This window comes from Geodermatophilus sp. URMC 64 (assembly GCF_053502555.1).
Genome location: NZ_CP199955.1, coordinates 2,677,007 through 2,698,902 on the forward strand (window position 1 = coordinate 2,677,007; position 21,896 = coordinate 2,698,902).

Consider the following 21,896-nt stretch of genomic DNA (forward strand, 5'->3'; position numbering starts at 1 on the left):
CAGGAACCGAGGGAGTTGGCCATGACCGACACCACCATCGCCGCCACGAGCCCCGAGACGCAGGAGATCAGCCGCATCCCGGCGATCCCGAGGCCCCGGGAGAGCGCGGAGAACCGCCGCGACCGCGCGGTGCCGCCGGAGTGGCTGGCCTACGACTACGGCTATCCCGCCGTCGGGTACGCCCTGGCGCACCTGACCCTGCTCGGCGGGCGCGGGACCCCGTCCGACGGATGACGGGAGCCGGCCCGCCGGCGCTCAGGCGCTGAGCGGGCGGCGCAGCAGGCGCAGCCGGCGGCGCTCCCGCTCGGACAGGCCGCCCCAGATGCCGAAGCGCTCGTCGTTGCCGAGCGCGTACTCGAGGCACTCGGTGCGCACCGCGCAGCCGACGCAGACCCGCTTGGCCTCGCGGGTCGAGCCGCCCTTCTCCGGGAAGAAGGCCTCCGGGTCGGTCTCGGCGCACAGGGCGTCCAGCCGCCACGACTCGTCGCCCGTGGAGGGCGCCGACCACGGCTCGTCGACGGGGGCCTGGCTGAGCAGGGTCAGGTTGGGGCGGGAGAAGGAAGACACGGGAAGCTCCTCGAAGGACGACGGGGCGCACCGCCTGTGACGGACCGGTACGACCTGATTGCTTCCCGTGACGTTACGGAGTGCCCTCGGGTGGCCGCACTGGCACAAGCTGAGCGAAACCCGAGCGAAGTATTGGCGGAACCTGTCGGTCCGCTGCCTGCTGCAGGCGTGTTGCCGTGCGCGGTCACCAGGCCTGCTCCAGAAGCGCCGTGACCGCGTCGACGTCGAGCGGCCGCGGGTTCGGATAGGGCTGCGCGACGACGCGCTCGGCGATGCCGCGCAGCTCCCCGCGCGGGACGCCGAGGGCGCCGAGGGTCGTCGGGCCGTCGTGCGCGCGGGCCAGCGCCGAGACGGCGCCCACCGGGTCGGGCCCGGCGATCCGCGCCAGCCGGGCGGCCGCGGCCGGGGCGGCGGGCAGGTCGAAGGCCATCACGTGCGCCAGCAGCAGCGTGTGCAGCTCGGCGTGCGGCAGGTCGAACGCGCCGCCCAGGACGTGCGCGAGCTGGTGGTGCAGGCCCATCCGGGTCTGCGCCAGGCAGATGCCGGCCAGCCACGCGGCGGACTGCAGCCGCTCGCGGCCGGGCAGGCCGCCGGGGTCGGCGAGCACCTGGGGCAGGGCGGCGAGGATGCCGTCGATCGCCTCGGTGGCCAGCGCGTCGGTGATCGGCGAGGCATCCGGCGCCCAGAGCGCCTCCACCGCGTGCGCCAGCGCGTTCATCGCGCTGGTCCGGGTCAGCCCCGGCGGCATGGACAGGGTGAGCTCGGGGTCGTAGACGACCGTGCCGGGGGCCAGGGCGGGGTCGCGCCGCGTCGTCTTCGCGCCGTTCTCGGTCTCCCCGAGGACGGGGGTCACCTCGGACCCGGCGTAGGTCGTGGGGACGGCGACCTGCGCGACGCTGGTGCGCGCCGAGACCGCCTTGGCCAGCCCGATCGCGGACCCGCCGCCGATCGCCACCACCGCGTCGACCCCCGCGGAGGCGACCAGCGCCATCGCCTCGGCGGTGACCTCGACGGGGGTGTGCACCACCGGCCGGCCGAACCGCGCGGCCAGCCGGTCGCCGAGCCCCTCGGCGACCCGGTCCGCGGGCGCCGCGGCCGACCGGGTCGCCACCAGCAGCACCCGCCGCGCGCCGAGCCGCGTGACCTCGTCGGGGACCGCGCGCAGCGCTCCGGCGCCGATCAGCACCCGGGTGGGCAGGAACTGGTGCACGCGCATCGGAGCATTGTGTCCGCTACTCCACCTCCGCCTTGCGCGTCGTGAACGGCAGTACGAGCCGGGAGGGGTGGAGGGCGTCGCGGTAGATCTTGTGCGTGACCGGGCGGCCCACCGGCAGGTGGAAGGCGTCCGGCGGCAGCAGGGAGTTGTGGGCGTCGGCCAGCGGCTCGTCGTTGGACAGCTCCACCACCAGGCGGTGCCCCGGCCGGAACGTGGCCGCGAACGGGTAGAGGCGCAGCACGTACTCCTCGATCGCCCCCGGCTCCACCGGCACGGCACGGGTGTGCGGGTGGTACGGGTTGCCCTCCGTCGTCCGCTCGTCCAGCTCGCGGTGCGACGCCTTGAGGAAGCCGGTGGTGATCAGCTGCCGGCTCCCGTCCGGGGCGGCGTCCCACAGCCGCAGGATGAAGTTGGTGTCCGGCTGGTCGATCTCGGCGAACAGGTGCGCGGCGCCGGTGCCGATCAGCTCGGCGTCCTCCGCGAAGGGAGCGGTGCTCCAGCTCAGGATCTGCACCGTGTCGGTCACCGTCAACGGCGCCTGGTAGAAGCCGTCGGGCGCGGCGTGCTCGGGGCCCATCGGCTCCGGTTCCCCGGAGAGCGTGCCGCGCGGGCGCAGGTACAGCGACCGGTACTCGACGTCCTTCGGCGGCCACTGCTCGCCGGTGACCACCTCGCGCGAGCCCTCCACGAAGACGCGCACGGCGGGGGTGTCCATGACCCCGTTGTCGACGCCCTTGAGCCAGTACTCGTACCAGCGGAACATCTCGTCGTGCTCCTCGACCCAGGGGCGCGACTGCATCGGCGGGTAGGAGCCGATGTCCAGCTTCTTGGGGCCCGCCAGGACGTCGAACAGCTCGATGTGGCCGTCCACGGTCCAGCCGCGGCCCTGGTTGATCTGCAGGTACACCGGGATGTCGATGTTCGCGGCCAGGTTGACCGGGTTGCGCTCCTCGTACCAGTCGCCGTCGAGATCGTTGAGGACGATGTCGAACCAGGCCTCGTGGTGCGCCGGGTAGTGCAGCAGGTGGACGAGGTTCGGCCAGGCGGCGACGTCGGGATCCTGCAGGCGCTCGGCGACGCGCTCCCCGATCTCCTCCGGGGAGTACGTCTCGAGCATCCGCGACCGGATCCGGTCGGTGAAGGCCCAGCCGGAGTCGCCACCGCGCCCCTCGCGGGCCGCGCGCGGCATGAACCACATGACCCCGCCGTGATAGGTGGTCTCGTAGAAGTCGAAGTGACCGCCGGAGACGAAGATCGCCTTGAGGTGCGGCGGGCGCTCGGCCGCGGCGAGCACCTGCATCGAACCGAAGTAGGAGATGCCGATCATGCCGACGTTGCCGTCGCACCACGGCTGCTCGGCGACCCACTCGATGACGTCGTAGGCGTCCTGGCCGAGCGGCACGCCGCCGGCGTTGTAGTTGCCGATGTGCTCGCCCTCGGAGGCGCCGGAGCCGCGGAGGTCGCCGATGACGTGGGCGTAGCCCTCGCCGACCACGCGGGCGATGTCGCCGGCCTCGATGCAGCCGTCCCACATCGGGCTGGGACGCCGCTGCGGCGGCATCGTGAGGGCGAGGGCCTGCAGTTCCTTGCCGTACGGGCTCAGCGCGACCAGTGCCGGGCGCGGCGTGTCCTCGACGCCGGTGTAGACGTCGGCGGCCAGGGTGACGCCGTCCCGCATCGGGACGCGCAGGTCCTTGCGGACGGCGATCTCCTGGCCGCCGGCCTCCAGCAGCCGGATGTCAGCCATGGGTGTTCAGCACCTCCGTGCGGTAGCCGTGGAGCGTCGTGAAGAACGGGGAGGGCTCGAGCGTGGGGTCGCCGGTGTAGCCGAGCTCCTCGGCGACCCGGGCGAAGGGGGAGTAGGGGGAGTCGGTCTCCTGCACGCCGCAGCGGGTCGCGGCGTCGGCGACGCGGGCCTCGATGTCCAGGCTCTCCGAGAGCGCCCGGCGCGCCTGCGCACGGTCGAGCTCGACCCCGTAGGGCACCCCCTCGGCCGTGCGGTAGGGGTGCCCCAGGTAGAGGTGCCGGGGACGGACGACGTCGCGCAGGTGCTCGAGGCTCGCCCGGTAGGCGGCCGGGTCCTCGTAGCCGGGGAAGCCGTTGGCGGCGCCGTGGACCTGCACGGCGTCCCCGACGAACACGTCGTCCTGGCCGTCGACGACGTACGCGACCGACCCGGGTGTGTGGCCCGGGATGGCGTGCACCGAGACCGTGACGCCGCCGCCGAGGGACAGCGTCTCGCCGCCGCGGACGAGCACGGCCGGCTCCATCTCCCCGGAGATCGCGCCGGCCGCCATCGCCGTCTGCCTCACCTCGCCCTCGGGATCGCGCAGGTACCGCTGCCGGACGTCGAGGTAGCGGTCGACGTGGGCGCGCCGGGAGCGCAGCAGCGGCGCGTCGGCCTCGGAGATCACCACCTCCGCGCGCCGGCCGGTGAGCTCCCACAGCGCGTGCGCGCCGCCGACGTGGTCGACGTGGCCGTGGGTGAGCAGGATCCAGCGGACGTCCTCGATGCGGCGCCCCAGGGCCGCGAGCGCCGGCGCCATGCCCTCGGCGGGGGAGGAGGCGACGCCCGTGTCGACGACGGCCGGCTCGGGCGCGTCGAGGAAGAAGCTGTAGAGCCCGAAGCGGCCCCAGGGGGAGACCAGGGGGTGGACGGCCACCATCGCGCTCAGCTCCGGTCCAGGAACTCGGCGGTCTCCCGGAACGCCCGGCCGTACTCCGGGATCCAGGAGAAGTGCTGCACGAAACCGTGCCCGGCGCCGCTGTACCGGCTCACCGTCGCGGCCACCCCGGCCTCGGCCAGCCGCCGGCCGTAGAGCTCGCCCTCGTCGCGCATCGGGTCGTGCTCCGCGGTGATGACGAGGGCCGGGGGCAGCCCGGAGAGGTCCCGGCGCTTGATCGGGGAGACGCGGGGGTCGGCCGGGTCCGCGCCGCTGTCGAGGTAGAAGGCGTTGAACGGCCTCAGGCCGGCCGTCTCCAGGCCGTACCCCTCGGCGTTCTCGCGCAGCGACGGGTAGCGGTCGACGTCGAAGTCGAGGTCCAGGGACGGGTAGAAGAGCACCTGGTGGGTGATGCGGTCGAACCCGTCGTCTGCGGCCATCGCGGCGACGACGGCGACGAAGTTCCCGCCGGAGCTGTCGCCGGCGATCGCGAGGGTCCCGCCGTCCCACGCCAGGCGCTCGCCGTTCTCGGCGGCCCACCGGACGACCGCGTAGCAGTCCTGCAGCCCGGCGGGGAACCGCCCCTCGGGCGCCCGGCGGTAGCCGACGGACACGACCTTCCGCCCGGTCTCCCTGGCCAGGGCCCGCGCGACGTGGTCGTGGGTCTCCAGGCTGCCGAGGAAGAACGCGCCGCCGTGGAAGTACACGACCAGGCCGTAGGCGTCCGCCTGGACCGGGGTGTAGATCCGGACGGGCACGCCGCGCGCGGTCGTGTCCTCGACCGAGTGCAGCGGCAGGCGCTCCTCGACCGGGGGCACCTGCGCCTCCTCGGCCGCGCGCAGCGCTGCCGGGTCGAGCGGGCCCGGGGGCGGCGCGGGCAGGGTGGCGAGGACCTCGGCGATCGTCGGGTGCAGGGTCATCGGGCGGCGACCTTCTGGCCGGGGAAGACGTCCTCGAGCTCGTCGGCGGTCCACCCGTTGCGGGAGATGCGCTGCAGCTCGTCGGTGACCGGCTTGCGGGCCGCCTGGTACGCGGCGAGCGCCGCGGGGACGGAGTCCGCGTCGCGCAGGGCGTCGACGAGGGCGCCGGCGTCCAGGATCGCCGAGTTCGCGCCCTGGCCCTGGTGGTGCAGCATCGCGTGGGCCGCGTCGCCGATGAGGACGACGGAGTCCGAGTGCCAGGTGTCGACCGGGTCGATGTCGTAGACCGCGCGCACGTTGACGGCGTCGAGGTCGAGGTCGCGCGCGATGTTCACGATGCGCTCGTCGAAGCCCTCCACCTTGGCCAGCAGGTCGTCCTTGGTGACCTGCGGCGCCCAGGTGCTGTCCGGGTCCAGGGAGGTGACGTCGAACGACAGGCCGCCCCGGTGGCGCAGCGGCAGCAGGTAGACCTTCGTGCCCCGGCCGATGTACATGCGCAGGTTGTCGTCGACGACCAGTCCGTGGGCGTCGTCGGCGGAGATCACCACGCGGTAGGCGTGCTCCCCGGAGAACACCGGCTCGGCGTCGCTGAACAGCTGGGCGCGCACCGTCGACCTGATGCCGTCGGCGCCGACGACGAGGTCGGCCTCGACGGTCTCGCCGTTCGTGAACGTGAGGACGGAGCGCTCGCCCCGGTCCTCGACCGTGGTCAGCTTGCAGCCCAGGCGCACCATGCCCCGGGGCAGCACGCCCACGAGCGCGTCGATGAAGTCCCCGCGGTGGATCAGGTGGGTGTGCGTCGGGACCTCGTAGTCGTCCATGCCCGGCCACGAGTCCTTCGCGATCGGGTCGCCGGTGGCGGTGAGGATCTCGAAGTAGTCGCTCGGCGAGCTCACCGCAGTGATCGCGTCGAAGATCCCCCACTGGCGGAACCGGTCCATGGTGGAGGGACGCAGCCCGATGCCCGCGCCCACTTCCCGGATCCGGTTCGCCTGCTCGTAGACGGTGACGTCGGCGCCGAGCAGGCTCAGGCCCTTGGCCACCGCCGCGCCGCCGTAGCCCGCGCCGACGACGGCGATCTTCAGGTCCTCGATGTCCATCGTGCTTCTCTCTTCAGTTCCGGATGGCCAGGAAGCCGGCGGGGTTCTCGACGAAGATCCGGTGGATCGTGGCGTCGTCGATGCCTTCGTCGCGCAGGTCGGGGATGAGCTGCTCGTAGATGTAGTTGACGGTGTGGCCCTCGACGCCGGGCCAGCCGAGCGGGCTGCAGTTGGCGTCGGCGGAGGCGAGCACCTGGTCGGCGTGCCCGTCGCGGACCAGGCGGAGGAAGTGCTCGAGGCGCTCCCGGCGGTGCCGTCCCCAGAACGGCGGGTCGGGCAGCTCGAGGTCGTAGCCGAAGGTGTCGAAGCCGATCCGGCCGCCGCCGCCGAGGATCGCCCCTTCGTTCACCTTGCCCTGGCTGACGCCGTCGTCGGCGTGCCCGAAGAGCACGCGGTCGAGCGGGAGGCCCTCCTCGGCGAAGACCGCCAGCGCCGGCTCCACGTCCACCGCGAGGTGGGTGAAGATCGGCACCCCGGTGAGCAGCGCGGCGCGGGACGCTGCGCGGTAGATGCGCAGGTCGAGCTCCCTCATGCGGAAGCCGCGGCTCACGCCGACCTTGATGATCCCGGCCCTGCTGCCGGTGTCACCGATGCCGACGGTGATCTCGTGGACGAACTGCCGCATGAGGTAGTCGACGCTGGCCTCGGCGAAGAAGCGCAGCGCGGTGTCGCCGCCGACGAAGCCGGTGCACGCGACGATGTGCACGCCGGTCTTCGCGGACAGCGACTTGTAGTAGTCGACGTCGCGGCCGTTGCAGATGCCGGTGGCGTCGACGAAGGTGCCGCCGCCGTACTGGTGGAACCGGCGCAGCTTGGGGACGGTCTCCTCGTAGCGCTGCTCGGGGGTCTTCCACCACTGGGTGTCCAGCTCCGAGCCGGGCATGCCGTAGCCGATGTGCTCGTGGACGGCGACCAGGCCGAGCTCCTCGGGCGCCACCGGGCCGAGGACGGTGTTGACGCGGGACATGTGCTCCTCCGCTCTCTCAGCGCACCGTCAGCAGGTCGCGCGGGTTCGCGACCAGGAGGCGCTGGATGTCCTCGCCGGCGACGCCGTGCTGCGCGAGCAGTGGGACGAACGCGGTGAGCACGTGCGCGTACGGCAGCTCGTAGGCCGGCTGCCCCAGCGCCTTGCCGATCGCGTTGCACGAGAGCAGCACCCGGTCCGCGTGGCCGGCCGCGACGAGCTCGGCGACCAGCGCGGCGCGATCGGCGTCCGGCACGACGTCGTCGTCGTCGTTCAGGCCGACGTGGTCGACCGCGACGTAGGCGCCGCGCTCCGCCACGGCGGCGGGCCAGCCGGCCGCGACGGCGTCCCTCCGGTCCAGGTCCCCGACGACCACGCGGCCGGCCGGCAGGCCCTCGTCGAGGACGACCTGGAGGTCCTCGAGCGCATCGGCGCCGTAGCGGATGGAGACCGGGACGCCGGTGGTGAGAGCGGCACGGGCGGCCCCGCGGAGGAGGCTCTGGTCGGTCGGGGTCGTCCCCGCACGGGTGGCCGCCGTGGCCACGAGTCCGGCGGCGCCGCGTCGCTCCACGCGGGGGACCACCATGCCCTCGGTGACCTCCCGGGCGAAGAGGTCGGCGAACCTCTCGGCCGGCCAGGGGGTCGGTGGGTCGGTCTGCGGGGTGAGGAAGTAGCCGCCGAGGTTCTCCTCGGGCCCCATGCCGGTCGAGGCCACGAGGTGGACGCCGGTCGAGCGGGAGAGCGCCTCGTACAGCCGCACGTCGCGGCCGTGGAACATGCCGGTGCTGTCGACGACCGTCCCGCCACCGGCCTCCCGGAACGCGGTCAGCTTCCGGGCGACGGTCCGGAAGATCTCCGCCCGGTCGAAGGGGATGTCGTACGCGTGCTCGGCGCCCGGGACCACGGAGAGCAGGGACTCGTGGACGGCGACGACGCCCAGGTCGGCGGCGGGGACGGGCCCGAGGACGGTGTTGACGATGTTCATGCGGCGGCTCCTACTGCGGCTCGCGCGAGGAGGCGCTTGAGCCTGGCGGGCGGGGTGGGGTGGTTGAGCGCGACGACGGTGCGCGGCGCGGTGGCGTCGGGCCAGGCCAGCAGCGCGGAGCCGGCGTCCAGCGAGCCGTCGAGCAGGGCCGGCTCACCCCGGGGACGGAGGGCCCCGACCAGCTTGACGTCGAGACCGAACTGCTCGGTCCAGCAGTACTGCGACGGCCGGTAGGGGGCGGCGGAGTCCCCGTGCAGCAGCGCGCGGACCGCGGCGCGGGCCTGCTCGACGGCGTTGGTCCAGTGCGGCGAGCGGGTCAGCCGCCCGTCGCCGTCCGCCATCACGGCGACGTCGCCCGCGGCGACGACGTGGCGAGTCACCCGGCAGCGGTCGTCGACGACGACCCCGCCGTGCAGCCGCACCCCGGAGCCGGCGAGCCACTCGACGTCGGGCACGTCCCCGACCGCCGAGACGACGAGGCCGGCCTCCAGGCGGCTGCCGTCGGCCAGCTCGACGCCGGTGACGCGCGGCGCGCCGAGCAGCCGGACGCCGCCGTCGGTCACGACGATGCGGACGCCGGCCCGCGTGGCCGCCGACCGCACGTGCGCGCCGACGACCGTGCCGAGCAGCCGGTCCAGCGGCGGGGCGAGGTCGACGAGGGTGACGTCCTTGCCCAGCGCGGCGGCCGTCGAGGCGATCTCCGTGCCGAGGAACCCGCCGCCCACGATGAGCACGGAGGAGGCCGCGGCCAGGTCGCCGCGCAGGCGGGCGCAGTCGCCGTGCGTGCGCAGCACCCGCTCGTCCTGGTCGGGCGTGCCCAGCCGGCGGGCGCGGCCGCCGGTGGCGAGAACCAGGCCGTCGTAGCGCACCGGCCCGGCGGGGGTGCGCACGCTCCGCGTGGCCAGGTCCAGTCCGGTGGCCGGGGTCCGCAGGCGCAGATCGACGTCGTCCGCGAGGGGTGCGAGGAGGACGTCGTCGATCGACTCGGTGCCGGCGAGCACGCCCTTGGACAGCGGCACCCGGGTGTAGGGCGGCACGTCCTCGTCGCTGAGCACGGTGATCCGGCCGTCGAAGTCCTCCATCCGCAGCATCTGCACCGCGGTCAGCGCCGCGATGGACCCGCCGACGACGACGACCTTCCGCACGCTCACGGCTCGACCCGCAGCGCTGCCACGGGGCACACCCGCGCCCCGGCCTCGGCCCCGCGCTCCATCTCGTGCGGCACGACCTCGTGCCGGAGGACGACGACGGCCTCGTCGTCGAGGTCGTAGACCTCGGGTGCGGTGTCGGCGCACAGGCCGTGCCCCTCGCAGCGCTCCCGGTCCGCGGCGATCCTCATGCCGGCACGACCTCGAGGACCGGGAGCTTCTCGATGCTCCGGGTGATGTTGCTCGGCACGCGGACCTCCTCGCCCACGACCAGGCGCTGGACGCGGGTGACGAGCGCCTCGATCACGGCGTGCGCCTCGAGCCGCGCCAGCCCCTGGCCGGCGCAGCCGTGCGGGCCGTAACCGAAGGACAGGTGGTCGACCGGGTTGCGCTCGACGAGGAAGGCGTCCGGGTCCTCGTAGTGGCGCGGGTCGTGGTTGCCGGCACCCAGGAGCAGCGCGACCTGGGAGCCGGCCGGCACCGTGGTGCCGTCGATCTCGACGCCCCTGGTCACGTGGCGGCCCCAGGCGTGGATGGGGACCCAGAAGCGGAGCACCTCGGCGAAGGCGGCCGGCACGAGGGAGGGGTCCTTGCGCACCAGGTCGAACTGGTCGGGGTACGCCCCGAAGAGGGCGACGACGTTGCCGATCGCAGCGATCGTCGTGTCGACCCCGGCCCCGAGGTACTGGTGGATGATGTGCCCGGCCGTGTTCGGCGGGATGTCCCCGCGGGCCTCGGCGTCGAAGATGCCGCGGCCCACCGAACCGGGCGCGAGGTCGTCGGCGGTGACCCCGGAGCACCAGGCGTAGAGCTCACCGGCGATGGGGAAGCTCTCCGCCGTCCGCTGGTTCATCGGGCCGATGACCTGCATCGCGGCCTGGCCCCAGCGCAGCATGTTGTCGCGGACGCGGCCGGTGAAGCCGATCAGGTCGGCGACGACCGCGAGCGGGAAGGCGCGGGCGAGGGCGTCGATCGCCTCGAACGAGCCCTGCGCGACCAGGTCGTCGACCAGGGCCGCGGCCTTGGCGTCGATCGCCGTCTTCAGACCCCGCAGGGCCCGCGGGGACAGGTTCTCGGTCAGCGTCGCCCGGAGCGTGCTGTGGACCGGCGGGTCCGAGGCGAGCGAGGTGCCCTGCAGGGCCTCGTTGACCATCGGGTTGAACCCGATCGTCCGCGACGAGAAGGTCTCCCAGTCGCCGAGGGCGCCGCGGATGACGTCGTACCGCGTGAGGGCGTAGACGTCGTTCACCGGCAGGTGCACGACCCCGCCCAGCTCGCGGAGCCGGGCGTAGCACGGGTACGGGTCGAGCAGGACCTCGTCGGCGAAGAGGTCGATGTCAGAGGTGGGGACGGCCATCGTCGTCACACCCCGTCCGTCGCCAGCGGTCGCACGGCCGGGGGCTGCTCGCCGGGGAGGTCGGGGTGCAGCGGGTCGTGGAGCGACTCCGCCGACGGCTTGGTGTCGCGACCGCGGCCGGACAGGCCGACCAGCGTCAGCAGCGCGGCGACCAGCGCCGCGATCGCGCAGACGGCGAACGCCGTGGAGAACCCGCTGCCGAGGGCGTCGAGCGCCAGGCCGTGGGCCGCGGCGCCCGGCGCCTCCGGTGGCAGCCCGTTGACCGCGAGCGGTCCGCCCGCCTGGAACACCCCGGTGGCGGCACCGGCCTGGTCCGGGGACAGGTCGGCGGTCGCGAGCGCGGCGCCCAGCTTCTCGCCGGCGGTGCTCAGCGCGACGGCGCCCACGATGATCGGCCCCAGGGCGAAGCCGAGGTCGCGGAGCAGGTTGGTGGTGGCGCTGGCCATGCCCGCCTGGTGCAGCGGCACGGTGTTGATCGCCACCGCGGTGAACGAGCTGACCGAGAGGGCGAACCCGACGCCGATCAGCAGGGCGGGCGCCACCATCGGCAGCAGGCTCGTGTCCTGCACCTCCAGCCCGGAGGCGAGCCAGGCGCCCACCGCCATGAGCGCGAAGCCCACGGTGAGCAGCCAGCGGGCGCTGACCCGCGCCAGGAGCCGCGAGATCACGGGAATGAGCACGAAGGCCGGAGCCTGGATGAGCAGCAGCGGCAGGCCGACCCGGGCCGGCGCCTGGTGCTGGACCGCGCCCAGCCAGATGCTGAACGCGAAGCACGACCCCAGGAAGGCGAACATGCCGACCACGGTCACGACCGAGGCCACGGAGAAGGCCCGGTTGCGGAAGATGTCCAGGTCGAGCAGCGGCGTCGCCGCCCGCCGCTCGACGACGACGAACGCGGCCAGGAACACCACACCCACCGCCAGGGCGAGCAGGATGTGCGGCCGGGTCCAGCCGTCCTCCGCCCCCTGCACCAGCGCGTAGAGGACGGCGATCAGCCCGATCGCGAAGGTGACCTGCCCGGCGACGTCGAGGCCGCGGCCCTCCGGCGCGATCGACTCCGCCGACAGCAGCCGGGTCGCGACGACCGTGACGACGGCCAGGCCGGCGACGATGAGGAACGACCCGCGCCACGAGCCCACCTCGGCGAACACCCCGCCGAGCAGCGGGGAGACCGCGGCGCCGGCCGAGAGGAACCCGGCCCACAGGGCGATGCCGCGGGCCCGGGACTCGGGCGTGTGCGTCACCGCGGCCACGAGAGCCAGGGATGCGGGGAACATCGCGCCGGCGGCGAGGCCGTTGAGCGCGGCGCCGACCCACAGCACCTGCACCGTGGGGGCGACGGCGCTGACCACGGAGCCGATGACCAGCAGCGCGGCGCCGTACATCTGCAGCCGGCGCCGTCCGAACAGGTCACCGAGCGCGCCGAAGGTGAGCTCGAAGACGACCACCGCGATCATGAACGCGGCCGTGATCCAGGTGAGCTGGGAACCGGTGGTCTGCAGGTCGGACTGGAACAGGCCGTTGAGCGATGCCGGCAGGGCGTTGGCGACCTGCGCCACCAGCACCGCCACGCAGGCCGCGACGAGGGTTCCGGCGACGCGGGTGGGCCGCGTCCCCGGCGGGGACGGCGGCGCGGTGACTTCGGGGTTCGTTGCCATGGCTCTCTCCTTCGAGAGTCGGGACACGACCGGTCGACGGTCGGATGAGGCATGGGGGTGGTGGCCGTGCCGGCGGTGTGTGCCGGTCATGAGAACGGTGTGCACCATGTCATCTAGATTTACATCGTGTCAAGGAAAAGGTCGCCGTGTATGGCTGGGGGCAGGTGGACTGCCATACGCTGGTCGCCATGACGCACCGACCGGCCGCGGGAGGCTGACGTGGCGGGTCTGCGTGCGGCGCAGAAGGAGATGACCCGCCGGCTCCTGCTCTCCACGGCGCTGGAGCTGTTCGAGGCCAAGGGCTTCGCGGCGACGACGGTCGACGACATCGCCGCCGCGGCCGGGACGACACGGGTGACCTTCTACGCGTACTTCCCGTCGCGCAGCGACCTGATGAGGGAGCTGATCGCCGAGCTGAACTCGATCCTCGAGCGGATCAGCGACCCCGGGCACGGCACCACCGAGAACGCGCTGGTCGCCGCCGTCCGCGAGGGCACGCGGGAGACCATCGGGGCGTGGCTGCTCGAGCGGTCGAAGCAGTGGGACACGATCCGGCCGTACACGAACGCGGCGTTCGAGGCGGCCGCCGTCGACCCCGAGCTGCGCGGGCTCGTCGACCAGTGGATCGAGGAGGTCGCGTCGGACATCGAGGACGGCCTGGACCAGGCCGGCCGCTTCGAGCAGGGCACGCGGCACATGCGCGGCGTGCTCGCCTTCGCCCAGCTCGACCACGTCGCCCGCACCTGGGCGCGGGGGCGCGACCGCGCCGAGCTCGACGCGATGATCGAGGTGCTCACCGACAGCTGGTGGCGGTTGCTGTCCGACGACGGGACCTCGGCGGGGGAGCGGCCGGGCCGCCGCTGACGGAACGGGCAGCCGGCGTCAGCGGGCCAGGAAGTGCACGCCCAGCCAGAGCCACGCGATCAGCACGGTGGCGCGGCCGCCGGTGGTCCGCATGGCGGCGCCCAGAGCCTCGGCCGCGGTCGCTGGGCCGAGGCGACGCCGGGCGCAGCCCTCCAGCGCCAGCGCGACGACGAGGAGGGTCACGGCACCGGCGACGCTCGCCGCGGTGCCGCTCACGGGGCGTACGGCCGGCGCCGCGGGCGGGCGAGCAACCACGCGCCGCCGGCCAGCCAGCACACGGTGGCCGCGCCGCGCAGCACCGGGTGCGCGAGGAGCGGATCCGCCAGATCGCTGACCGTCGGGACGTCGGCGGCCGCCAGCGTCGCCAGCTCCCACGACACCACCGCTGCTCCCCACGCCAGCCAGGGCAGGCCCCGGCGGCCCACCGGTGCAGCGGCCTCTCCGGACCGGCGGACCAGCCCGAGGACGACCACGACCCCGCCTGCGGCCCCGACCCCGAGCAGCGCACCGAGGGACAACTCGCCCGCCACCGCGACCGCGGCGACGCAGGGCACAGCCACGGCGGCGGACATGAGCACGCGCGCGACGGGGGAAGACCTCACCCGTGCATGCTCGCCCACCCGGCCGCAGGAGAGCCGTCGCCTTCGCCGCCGCGCTCGCCCTGGGCCTCGGCGCGTGGAACAACCTCGTCATCACCCGGCTCCCCGGCTCACCCGCCTCCTACGTGCCGGCCAACGTCGCGGCGACGGGACTGGTGCTCCTGGCCGCCCGAGCCATCGGCCTCTCCTGGGCCGAGGTGGGCCTCGACCGGACGCGGCTCCGGGCCGGCCTGGCGTGGGGCGGCATCTGCGTCGCCGGAGTCGTCGCCGGCTGCGCGGCCGGCCTGGCGGTCCCTGCGCTCCGGCCGCTGTTCGCCGACGCCCGGCTCGCCGGGGCCGACGGCGGTGACATCGCGTACCAGGTGCTGGTCCGGATCCCGTTCGGCACCGTGCTGTGGGAGGAGACGGCGTTCCGGGGGGTCCTGCTCGCCGCGCTGACCCGGGTGCTGCCGGTGCCTGCCGCGATCGCCGGCTCGGCCGCCGTCTTCGGGGTGTGGCACATCCGTCCCACGCTGAGCGCGGTGGCGGCCAACGATCTGGCCGAGGGACCGCTGGGCCGCGGCCTGACCGTGGTCCTCGGCTGTGCGCTGACCGCGGGAGCCGGAGTGCTCCTCGCCTGGCTGCGGACGCGGAGCGGGAGCCTGGTCGCCCCGCTGCTGCTCCACCTGGCGACGAACGACGTCGGCACGCTGGCCGCCGCGGCGGCGCACCGCCTCGGTCGGGTCAGCTGACGGTGTGCCGGACCGACCCCGGGGGAGCGGCCCGCGAGGCGGGGAGTGGTCAGGACGGCGTCATGCTCCCGGTCCGCACGTAGCGCGCGTGCCAGCTCAGCGCCTCCTCGAGCAGGTGGGGGGTCTGGCGGCCGAACGCGCCGTGCATCGCCCGCTCGAAGTAGTCCTCGAGCATCGGCCGGTAGTCCGGGTGCGCGCACCGGTCGATCAGCACGCGGGCCCGGCGCCGCGGCGCCAGCCCGCGCAGATCGGCCAGGCCCTGCTCGGTGACGATCACGTGGACGTCGTGCTCGGTGTGGTCGACGTGGGAGACCATCGGCACGATGCTCGAGATCGCGCCGCCCTTCGCCGTCGACGGGGTGACGAAGAAGGAGATGTAGGCGTTGCGGGCGAAGTCCCCGGAGCCGCCGATGCCGTTCTGGATCCGGCTGCCCATGAGGTGCGTGGAGTTGACGTTGCCGTAGAGGTCGGCCTCGATCACCCCGTTCATGGCCAGCACGCCGAGCCGCCGCACGAGCTCGGGGTGGTTGCTGATCTCCTGCGGGCGCAGCACGATCCGGTCCCGGTAGTACCGCGCGTTGTCGTTGAAGTCGGCGATGGCGTCGGGGCTCAGGGAGAAGGCGGTGGCCGAGGCCATCGTGAGCGTCCCCTCCTTCAGCAGGCCGAGCATGCCGTCCTGGATGACCTCGGTGTAGGCGGTGAGGTTCTCGAACCGCGACTGCGCCAGCTCCGCCAGGGCCGCGTTGGCCACGTTGCCCACTCCCGACTGGACCGGGAGCAGCTCGGCCGGCAGGCGGCCGCGCGCGACCTCGTGCTCGAGGAACTCGATGAGGTGCCCGGCGATCCGCCGGGAGCTCTCGTCGGGCGGGGTGAAGGGGGAGTTGCGGTCGGGGGCGTCGGTCTCGACGACGGCGACCACCTTGTCCGGGTCGCAGCGCAGGTGCGGCTCGCCGATCCGGTCACCGGGCGCGACCAGGGGGATCGGCCGACGGTTCGGGGGCAGCGCGGTGCCGTAGTAGATGTCGTGCATCCCGTCGAGGTCCGCGCTCTGCCAGGAGTTGACCTCGAGGATCACCGCGTCGGCCTGATCGATCCAGGTCTTGTTGTTGCCGACGGACGACGAGGGCACGAGGGCACCGTCCGCCGTGATGCCGCTGACCTCGACCAGGGCCACGTCGAGGTGCCCGAGGAAGCCCATCCACACCAGCTGAGCGACGTGGGACAGGTGGACGTCGATGTACTCCATCGAGCCGTTGTTGATCTTCTCGCGGCTGACCGGATCGGACTGGTAGGGCAGCCGCAGCTCGATCCCGTCGGCCGCCGCGAGGGCGCCGTCCAGCTCCGGTGCGGTCGACGCACCGGTCCAGACGTTGATCCGGAAGCGCGCGCCGGCCGCGTTGGCCTCGGTGATCCGCCGCGCGAGGGCCAGCGGTACCTGCTTGGGGTACCGGCGCCGGTGAACCCGCTCATCCCGACGGTCGCGCCCGGTTCGATCATGGCCGCGGCCGCCTCGGCGGGCACGACCTTGCGCGCCAGCCCCGGGTGCCGGATCCGTCCGCTTCCCCCCATGGCCGATCCCCTTCCCGCCGTGCGCTGTCGGGCTCCGCGCACCTACCCGGGCGGGGTCGGCGCTACCCGGCCGTCGTCCCGAGCCGGCGGCGCACCACGGCGGCCTGCTCCTCGGAGCCGATGAGCGCGCCGATGGCGTCCTGCTCGGCCTGCAGGCCCTCCGCCAGGTCGACCCGGCCGGCCAGGTCCACCAGCCGCTTCACCGAGCGGGTGGCGCTGCGGCTGTGCCCGGCGATCTCGGTCGCCAGGGCCAGCGCCTCGGCGAGCGGGTCCGCGGCCTCGCGCGTGGCCAGGCCCAGCCGGACCGCGTCGCTGCCGGTCACTCTGCGCCCGGTGAGCGCGAGCTCCTTGGCGACGTCCCGGCCGACCAGCTCGGGCAGCAGCTGCGTGCCGCACATGTCCGGCACCAGCCCCCACTGGATCTCCATGACCGACAGCTGCGCGTCGGGGGCGACGATCCGGATGTCCGCGCCGAGGGCGATCTGCAGCCCGCCGCCGAAGGCGAACCCGTGCACGGCGGCGACCACCGGCGCCGGGACCAGCGACCAGACGTGCACGGCCTGCTGGCCCAGGGCCCGCGCGGCGCCCAGCGCGGGCCGGGGGACGACGACCCGCCCGGCCCCGCCCTCGGCCATCGCGGCGAACGAGCCGAAGTCGAGCCCGGCGCAGAAGGCGCGGCCGGCGCCGGTGAGCACCACGGCGCCGACGTCGTCGCGCTCGATCAGCTCCGTGCCGACGGCCACGAGGGCCTCGAACATCGCCGGGTCGAGCGCGTTGAGCTTCTCCGGCCGGTCCAGCCGGACGACCGCCACGCCGTCGGCCACCTCGAGCGCCACCCGGCGCTGCTCGTCGTCCACCGCCGCTGTCTACGGGCGGGGCGGCGGCGCTGTCAAACGCTGGTCAGCGGCAGAGCTCAGGTCCCGCAGAAGGTCCGGTACGCGCCGAAGTCCTGCGGGGCCGGGGCGGCGTAGCGGTCGAGGCCGGGGCGCTCGTCGTAGGGGGCGGTCACCGCGTCGAGCAGCCGCTCGAGCGGCGCGAGGTCGCCGTCGGTCGCGGCGGCGAGGGCCTCCTCGACCAGGTGGTTGCGGGGGATGTAGACGGGGTTGACCCGGTCCATCGCGTCGGCGTCGGGCTCCAGGGCCCGCCACCGCGCCAGCCAGCCGTCGAAGCCGGCCAGGTCGAGGAACAGGTTGCGCGCCGGGTCGACGTCGCCGCGGGCGGCGCCGGCGAGCGCCCGGTAGGACGACGTGTGGTCGACGTGGTCCTGCTGGAGCAGGGCGAGCAGGTCGTCGACCAGCGCCGCGTCGTCGGCGCCGTCGGGCAGCCCCAGCTTCGCCCGCATGCCCGCCGACCACGCCGCGCTGTACTCCCGCCGGAACCCGCCCAGGGATTCCTGCGCGAGCGCCACCGCCTCCTCCTCGTCGTCGGAGAAGAGGGGGAGGAGCGCCTCCGCGAAGCGGGCGAGGTTCCACTCGGCCACGAGCGGCTGGTTGCCGTAGGCGTAGCGGCCGCTGTCGTCGATCGAGCTGTAGACCGTGGCCGGGTCGAAGGCCTCCATGAACGCGCACGGCCCGTAGTCGATGGTCTCTCCCGAGACCGTCATGTTGTCGGTGTTCATGACGCCGTGGACGAACCCGAGCAGCATCCACCGGGCGACGAGCGAGGCCTGGGCGGCGACCACCGCCTCGAACAGCGCCACAGCGGGGCGCTCGGCCTCCGCGGCGGCCGGATGGTGGCGGGCGATCGCGTGGTCGGTGAGCCGGCGCAGCAGGTCGAGGTCGCCGGTGGCCCGCGCGTACTGGAAGCTGCCCACGCGCAGGTGGCTGGCGGCCACCCGGGCGAGCACGGCGCCCGGCAGGAGCGCCTCGCGCCGCACCTGGCGCCCGGTCGCCACCACGGCGAGGGAGCGGGTCGTGGGGACGCCGAGGGCGTGCATCGCCTCACTGACGACGTACTCGCGCAGCATCGGGCCGACCGCGGCCAGGCCGTCGGCGCCGCGCGAGAACGGCGTGCGCCCCGAGCCCTTGAGGTGCAGGTCGCGCAGCCGGCCGTCGGCGTCGACGAGCTCGCCCAGCAGCAGGGCGCGCCCGTCGCCGAGGCGCGGGGCGTACCAGCCGAACTGGTGCCCGGCGTAGGCCTGCGCCACCGGGGCGGCGCCGCTCGGGACATGGTTGCCGACCAGCAGGCGCACGCCCTCGGGGCTCGCCAGCCAGGCCGGGTCGAGGCCGAGCTCGGCGGCCAGCGGCTCGTTGAGCACGAGCAGCCGTGGATCGGGCGCCGGATCGGCCTGCCAGGGGAGGGCCAGCTCCCCGAGCTCGCGGGCGAAGCGGTCGCCCAGGGCGACGGTCGATGCGGGTGCGACGCTCACCGCATCGAGACTACGGCGCGGACAGCGCCGGCCGCCGCGGATGCGACCGGCTACCCGATGTCGCCCGCCCGGGGACAGGGGGCGGGGACGCGAGCAGCTCGATCCCGCAGCCGGCCAGCGCGACGGCGAGCTGCCGGAGCGTCTCGCCGTCGGGATCGGCGGCCGGCTGCGCGCACGGGCCGGTGAGCTTCCAGCCGGGCGTCTGCGTGACGAGCAGCCGTGCGCCGGCCGGGCCGGTCCGGAACGACCGGCGCACGCCGCGCGGGACGTACACGGCCGCGCCGGGGCCGAGCACGGCGTAGTCGTCCCCGGCCACGGCGAACGTCGCGGTGCCGCTGAGCACCACGAACGCCTCGTCCGCCGCGTGGTGGACGTAGGCCGGCCGGTCCGGGGACGGCGAGGCGTCGACGAGCAGGGACGAGAAGGCGCCGCTGGTCAGGTTCACCGGCACCACCTCGGAGATCCGGTCGCCCCACGGCGTGCGGACGGCCGTCTCCGGGTCCGCGGCGAGGTACACCGGCTGCCGGCTCGTCGACGTCACCCTGGCTCCTTCGGTACGGGTCGGGACGACGTCGAGCCTCCGGGGCGGCCGGGGTCCGCGGAACGGCCAGCACCCACACACCACCCGCACACCGCGTGTCTGCGGGGGACGGCGCCCAGGGCATGTCTGACGGATCTCCAGCCTCGGTAGCACCGCCCAGGCGGCGCCCCGCTGCGTTCGAGGGATCGCTGGATACAAACCCGGTATCCAGCGACCCCTCGGCCTTGCGGTGCATCCGCCTGGACGGCGCTCCCGTCGGCATGGATCCGTCAGACACGCCCTAGCATCTGCCCGTGCCGGTGACGGGGGCGTCGGAAGCGGGGGACACGTCCTTCGGGGAGCGGCTGCGCGCGCTGCGCGAGGCGGCGCGGATGACGCAGGCGGAGCTGGCCGACCGTGCCGGGCTGAGCGTCAACGGGATCAGCGCCCTCGAGCGCGGGGTGCGGCGGCGGCCCTATCCGCACACGGTCCGCACGCTGGCCGGCGCCCTCGCGCTCTCGGACGCCGACCGGGAGTGGCTCTTCGACGGCGGAGCCCCGGAGACGGCGCCCGCCGCGGTGCTCGGCCTGCCGACCCCGGCGACGTCCCTGATCGGGCGGGCCGGCGACCTCACCGAGATCGGCGCGCTGCTGACCGCGCCGTGGCCGCGGCTGCTGACGCTGACCGGCCCCGGGGGCGTCGGCAAGACGCGGCTGGCGATCGAGGCGGCGCGGCGGGCGGCGCCCCGGTTCCGGGACGGCGTCGCCTTCGTCCCGCTGGCCCCGGTCGCCGAGGCCGGCGCGGTGCCGGCCGCGGTGGCCCGTGCGCTGGGCCTGCGCGAGCTGCGGCCGGGGGAGGCCGATGCGGTGGCGCCCCTGATCGAGCTGCTGCGGCCGCTGCAGCTGTTGCTGGTCCTCGACAACTTCGAGCACCTCACCGCGGCCGCGGGCACGGTCGCCGACGTCCTCGCCGGCTGCCCGGAGGTCACCGTGCTGGTCACCAGCCGTGCCCCGCTCCGGGTCCGGGGCGAGCAGGAGCGGGTGGTCGAGCCCCTCCCGCTGCCGTCGACGACGCAGGACCCCGCCCCGGAGGACGTGACGGCGTCGGCCGCCGGCGAGCTGTTCGTGTCCCGGGCCCGCGCGGTGCTGCCCGCGTTCGACGTCACGCCGGCCACCGCCGGCGACATCGCCGCGATCTGCTGGCGGCTGTCCGGGCTGCCGCTGGCCCTCGAGCTCGTCGCCGCCAACGTCCGGATCCTCTCGCCGTCGGCGCTGCTGCAGCGGCTCGACCAGGCGCTGGCCACCGGCTGGACGCTGGACCTGCCGGCCCGGCAGCGCGGGCTGCGGACCACCCTGGACTGGAGCTTCGACCTCCTCGAGCCGGTGGCGCGGGCGCTGCTCCCGCGGCTGGCCGTCTTCGCGGGCGGCTTCGACCTGGAGGGTGCGGAGGCGGTGGCCGCGCCGGCGGTGCCGCCCGCCGACGTCCTGCCCGCGCTCGGCAACCTCGTCGAGCACTCGCTCGTCGCCGCGGTGCACGACGCCGCGGGGGACGTGCGGTACTCGATGCTGGAGCCGATCCGCCAGTACGCCGACTCCCTGCTCGCCGAGGAGGACCGGCCCCTGGTCACCGCGGCGCACGCCGCCCGCTACCTGCGGCTGGTCGAGGAGGCCTATCCCGCGCTGGAGACCGACGCGGCGGTCGACCGGCTGCGCCTGCTCCGGACCGAGGACGGCAACATCCGGCACGCCATCGCCGAGTCGCTGCGGGCCGGCGACGCGGCGACAGCGGCCCGGATGTGCTGGGCCATGTGGCTCGCGTGGTGGCTGCGCGGCGGCGACCGGGAGGGCCGGGAATGGGCCGAGACGGCGCTGCGCACCGACCTCGACGACACCGTCCGCGCCATGGCGGCGACGACGGCCGCCGCGCTGGCGTACGTGGAGAGCGACTACAGGGTGGCCGCCGACCGGTGGGCCGAGACCCTCGCGTGCGGCCGGCGCTCGGGCGAGGTCGCCATGCAGGCCAACGGCGTCGCCGGCCTCGGCCTGGTGGAGATGGCCACGGGGGAACTGGCGCAGGCGGAGCAGCACCTCCGTGAGGCGCTGGAGCTGGCCGAGCGCGCCGACGCCGACTGGCTGCGCTCGCTGCTGTTCGTGTGGCTGGGCACGGTCCGCCTGGTCACCGGGGACCCGGGCGCCGCGAGCGGCCTGTTCGAGCGGGGATTGGCGGCGGCGCGTCGGCGGGGCGACCGGCTGGTCACCTACGTCGCCCTCTACAACCTGGCCCAGGCGGCGACCACCGAGGGCCGCTTCGACGTCGCCCGGGGCATGCTGCGGGAGGGCGTCGTCCTGTCGGGGGAGACGGGGGACCGGGCGAACACGGCCTACTTCCTCGACGCCCTCGCCGTCCTCGAGGGGCAGGCCGGCCGGTGGGAGCGCGCCGCGCTGCTCCTCGGCGCCGCCGAGGCCGCGCTCGGCAGCTCCTGGGGCAGCGGTTACCACTACTACCTGCCGGATCCGGAGCTCAAGGAGAGGACGCTGGCCGGCGGCCGCGCGGCGCTGGGGACGGCGTTCGACGAGGCGCTGCGCCGGGGACGGGACCTGCCGCCCGAGGTCGTGCTCGACCAGGCGCTGGCCGACGCGGCCGGCCGGCCGGCGTAGGGGGGAGGCC

22 protein-coding genes are annotated in these 21,896 nt (G+C 74.5%); 4 read left to right on the forward strand and 18 right to left on the reverse strand.

The window, feature by feature from the left end:
- Positions 1-21: 21 nt before the first annotated feature.
- A complete protein-coding gene (locus tag ACWIYF_RS13115; protein ID WP_448628576.1) occupies positions 22-234 on the forward strand; it encodes a hypothetical protein in 213 nt (70 codons plus the stop codon).
- A gap of 21 nt (positions 235-255) precedes the next feature.
- Here the strand turns inward: ACWIYF_RS13115 and ACWIYF_RS13120 are convergent, their stop codons facing one another.
- The 12 genes from ACWIYF_RS13120 to ACWIYF_RS13175 form a co-directional block, all read right to left on the reverse strand.
- The gene (locus ACWIYF_RS13120) at positions 256-567 is read right to left on the reverse strand and encodes a WhiB family transcriptional regulator (RefSeq protein ID WP_448628577.1); all 312 of its coding nucleotides are present in this window, start codon (positions 565-567) and stop codon (positions 256-258) included.
- A gap of 184 nt (positions 568-751) precedes the next feature.
- Positions 752-1,783, reverse strand: coding sequence for a maleylacetate reductase (locus ACWIYF_RS13125; RefSeq protein WP_448628578.1), 1,032 nt, complete (start codon positions 1,781-1,783; stop codon positions 752-754).
- A gap of 16 nt (positions 1,784-1,799) precedes the next feature.
- Positions 1,800-3,530 carry a CocE/NonD family hydrolase gene (locus ACWIYF_RS13130; RefSeq protein WP_448628579.1) on the reverse strand — a complete coding sequence of 577 codons (1,731 nt, stop codon included), beginning with the start codon at positions 3,528-3,530 and terminating at the stop codon, positions 1,800-1,802.
- Positions 3,523-4,449 (reverse strand): MBL fold metallo-hydrolase, encoded by a 927-nt coding sequence (locus ACWIYF_RS13135; protein WP_448628580.1) that lies wholly within the window; start codon positions 4,447-4,449, stop codon positions 3,523-3,525. The genes ACWIYF_RS13130 and ACWIYF_RS13135 overlap by 8 nt, the downstream gene beginning before the upstream one ends.
- A gap of 5 nt (positions 4,450-4,454) precedes the next feature.
- Positions 4,455-5,366: an alpha/beta hydrolase gene (locus ACWIYF_RS13140; RefSeq protein ID WP_448628581.1), complete on the reverse strand. Its 912-nt coding sequence runs from the start codon at positions 5,364-5,366 to the stop codon at positions 4,455-4,457.
- A complete protein-coding gene (locus ACWIYF_RS13145; protein ID WP_448628582.1) occupies positions 5,363-6,466 on the reverse strand; it encodes an FAD-dependent oxidoreductase in 1,104 nt (367 codons plus the stop codon). Before ACWIYF_RS13145 ends, ACWIYF_RS13140 begins: the two co-directional genes overlap by 4 nt.
- Before the next feature lie 13 nt (positions 6,467-6,479).
- Positions 6,480-7,433, reverse strand: a complete 954-nt coding sequence (locus tag ACWIYF_RS13150; RefSeq protein WP_448628583.1) for a phosphotriesterase family protein — start codon at positions 7,431-7,433, stop codon at positions 6,480-6,482.
- A 16-nt stretch (positions 7,434-7,449) separates the two neighbouring features.
- Entirely contained in the window at positions 7,450-8,415 is a 966-nt protein-coding gene (locus ACWIYF_RS13155) for a phosphotriesterase family protein (protein ID WP_448628584.1), read from the reverse strand.
- Positions 8,412-9,566, reverse strand: coding sequence for an NAD(P)/FAD-dependent oxidoreductase (locus ACWIYF_RS13160; RefSeq protein WP_448628585.1), 1,155 nt, complete (start codon positions 9,564-9,566; stop codon positions 8,412-8,414). Before ACWIYF_RS13160 ends, ACWIYF_RS13155 begins: the two co-directional genes overlap by 4 nt.
- Complete coding sequence (locus tag ACWIYF_RS13165; protein ID WP_448628586.1) at positions 9,563-9,754, reverse strand: ferredoxin; 192 nt, start codon at positions 9,752-9,754, stop codon at positions 9,563-9,565. The genes ACWIYF_RS13160 and ACWIYF_RS13165 overlap by 4 nt, the downstream gene beginning before the upstream one ends.
- A complete protein-coding gene (locus tag ACWIYF_RS13170; RefSeq protein WP_448628587.1) occupies positions 9,751-10,920 on the reverse strand; it encodes a cytochrome P450 in 1,170 nt (389 codons plus the stop codon). The genes ACWIYF_RS13165 and ACWIYF_RS13170 overlap by 4 nt, the downstream gene beginning before the upstream one ends.
- Before the next feature lie 5 nt (positions 10,921-10,925).
- Entirely contained in the window at positions 10,926-12,578 is a 1,653-nt protein-coding gene (locus ACWIYF_RS13175) for an MFS transporter (protein ID WP_448628588.1), read from the reverse strand.
- 219 nt (positions 12,579-12,797) lie between these two features.
- Here ACWIYF_RS13175 and ACWIYF_RS13180 point away from each other — a divergent pair, with 219 nt between their 5' ends.
- On the forward strand, positions 12,798-13,442 hold the full coding sequence (locus tag ACWIYF_RS13180; protein WP_448628589.1) for a TetR/AcrR family transcriptional regulator: 645 nt from the start codon (positions 12,798-12,800) through the stop codon (positions 13,440-13,442).
- Between the two features lie 18 nt (positions 13,443-13,460).
- Here the strand turns inward: ACWIYF_RS13180 and ACWIYF_RS13185 are convergent, their stop codons facing one another.
- Positions 13,461-13,658: a DUF6186 family protein gene (locus ACWIYF_RS13185; protein ID WP_448628590.1), complete on the reverse strand. Its 198-nt coding sequence runs from the start codon at positions 13,656-13,658 to the stop codon at positions 13,461-13,463.
- On the reverse strand, positions 13,655-14,044 hold the full coding sequence (locus ACWIYF_RS13190) for a hypothetical protein (protein ID WP_448628591.1): 390 nt from the start codon (positions 14,042-14,044) through the stop codon (positions 13,655-13,657). Before ACWIYF_RS13190 ends, ACWIYF_RS13185 begins: the two co-directional genes overlap by 4 nt.
- 2 nt (positions 14,045-14,046) lie before the next feature.
- Between ACWIYF_RS13190 and ACWIYF_RS13195 the strand changes: the two genes are divergently transcribed.
- Complete coding sequence (locus tag ACWIYF_RS13195) at positions 14,047-14,772, forward strand: CPBP family intramembrane glutamic endopeptidase (RefSeq protein WP_448628592.1); 726 nt, start codon at positions 14,047-14,049, stop codon at positions 14,770-14,772.
- Positions 14,773-14,821: 49 nt separating this feature from the next.
- Here the strand turns inward: ACWIYF_RS13195 and ACWIYF_RS13200 are convergent, their stop codons facing one another.
- The 4 genes from ACWIYF_RS13200 to ACWIYF_RS13215 are packed head-to-tail and all read right to left on the reverse strand — an operon-like array spanning position 14,822 to position 19,250.
- On the reverse strand, positions 14,822-16,348 hold the full coding sequence (locus ACWIYF_RS13200; protein ID WP_448628750.1) for an acetyl-CoA hydrolase/transferase family protein: 1,527 nt from the start codon (positions 16,346-16,348) through the stop codon (positions 14,822-14,824).
- 55 nt (positions 16,349-16,403) lie between these two features.
- Positions 16,404-17,198 (reverse strand): crotonase/enoyl-CoA hydratase family protein, encoded by a 795-nt coding sequence (locus tag ACWIYF_RS13205; protein ID WP_448628593.1) that lies wholly within the window; start codon positions 17,196-17,198, stop codon positions 16,404-16,406.
- 56 nt (positions 17,199-17,254) lie between these two features.
- The gene (locus tag ACWIYF_RS13210) at positions 17,255-18,709 is read right to left on the reverse strand and encodes a protein adenylyltransferase SelO (protein ID WP_448628594.1); all 1,455 of its coding nucleotides are present in this window, start codon (positions 18,707-18,709) and stop codon (positions 17,255-17,257) included.
- A 10-nt stretch (positions 18,710-18,719) separates the two neighbouring features.
- Complete coding sequence (locus ACWIYF_RS13215) at positions 18,720-19,250, reverse strand: cupin domain-containing protein (protein ID WP_448628595.1); 531 nt, start codon at positions 19,248-19,250, stop codon at positions 18,720-18,722.
- A 293-nt stretch (positions 19,251-19,543) separates the two neighbouring features.
- On the opposite strand from ACWIYF_RS13215, the gene ACWIYF_RS13220 reads away from it, so the two are divergent.
- On the forward strand, positions 19,544-21,886 hold the full coding sequence (locus ACWIYF_RS13220; RefSeq protein WP_448628596.1) for an ATP-binding protein: 2,343 nt from the start codon (positions 19,544-19,546) through the stop codon (positions 21,884-21,886).
- Positions 21,887-21,896 lie beyond the last annotated feature (10 nt).

What these genes read in the sequence shown, in the direction of transcription:
- ACWIYF_RS13115 (WP_448628576.1), top strand. Translation starts at nt 22, where the DNA reads ATGACCGACACCACCATCGCCGCCACGAGCCCCGAGACGCAGGAGATC.
- ACWIYF_RS13125 (WP_448628578.1), bottom strand. Translation starts at nt 1,783, where the DNA reads ATGCGCGTGCACCAGTTCCTGCCCACCCGGGTGCTGATCGGCGCCGGA.
- ACWIYF_RS13130 (WP_448628579.1), bottom strand. Translation starts at nt 3,530, where the DNA reads ATGGCTGACATCCGGCTGCTGGAGGCCGGCGGCCAGGAGATCGCCGTC.
- ACWIYF_RS13135 (WP_448628580.1), bottom strand. Translation starts at nt 4,449, where the DNA reads ATGGTGGCCGTCCACCCCCTGGTCTCCCCCTGGGGCCGCTTCGGGCTC.
- ACWIYF_RS13140 (WP_448628581.1), bottom strand. Translation starts at nt 5,366, where the DNA reads ATGACCCTGCACCCGACGATCGCCGAGGTCCTCGCCACCCTGCCCGCG.
- ACWIYF_RS13145 (WP_448628582.1), bottom strand. Translation starts at nt 6,466, where the DNA reads ATGGACATCGAGGACCTGAAGATCGCCGTCGTCGGCGCGGGCTACGGC.
- ACWIYF_RS13150 (WP_448628583.1), bottom strand. Translation starts at nt 7,433, where the DNA reads ATGTCCCGCGTCAACACCGTCCTCGGCCCGGTGGCGCCCGAGGAGCTC.
- ACWIYF_RS13155 (WP_448628584.1), bottom strand. Translation starts at nt 8,415, where the DNA reads ATGAACATCGTCAACACCGTCCTCGGGCCCGTCCCCGCCGCCGACCTG.
- ACWIYF_RS13165 (WP_448628586.1), bottom strand. Translation starts at nt 9,754, where the DNA reads ATGAGGATCGCCGCGGACCGGGAGCGCTGCGAGGGGCACGGCCTGTGC.
- ACWIYF_RS13170 (WP_448628587.1), bottom strand. Translation starts at nt 10,920, where the DNA reads ATGGCCGTCCCCACCTCTGACATCGACCTCTTCGCCGACGAGGTCCTG.
- ACWIYF_RS13175 (WP_448628588.1), bottom strand. Translation starts at nt 12,578, where the DNA reads ATGGCAACGAACCCCGAAGTCACCGCGCCGCCGTCCCCGCCGGGGACG.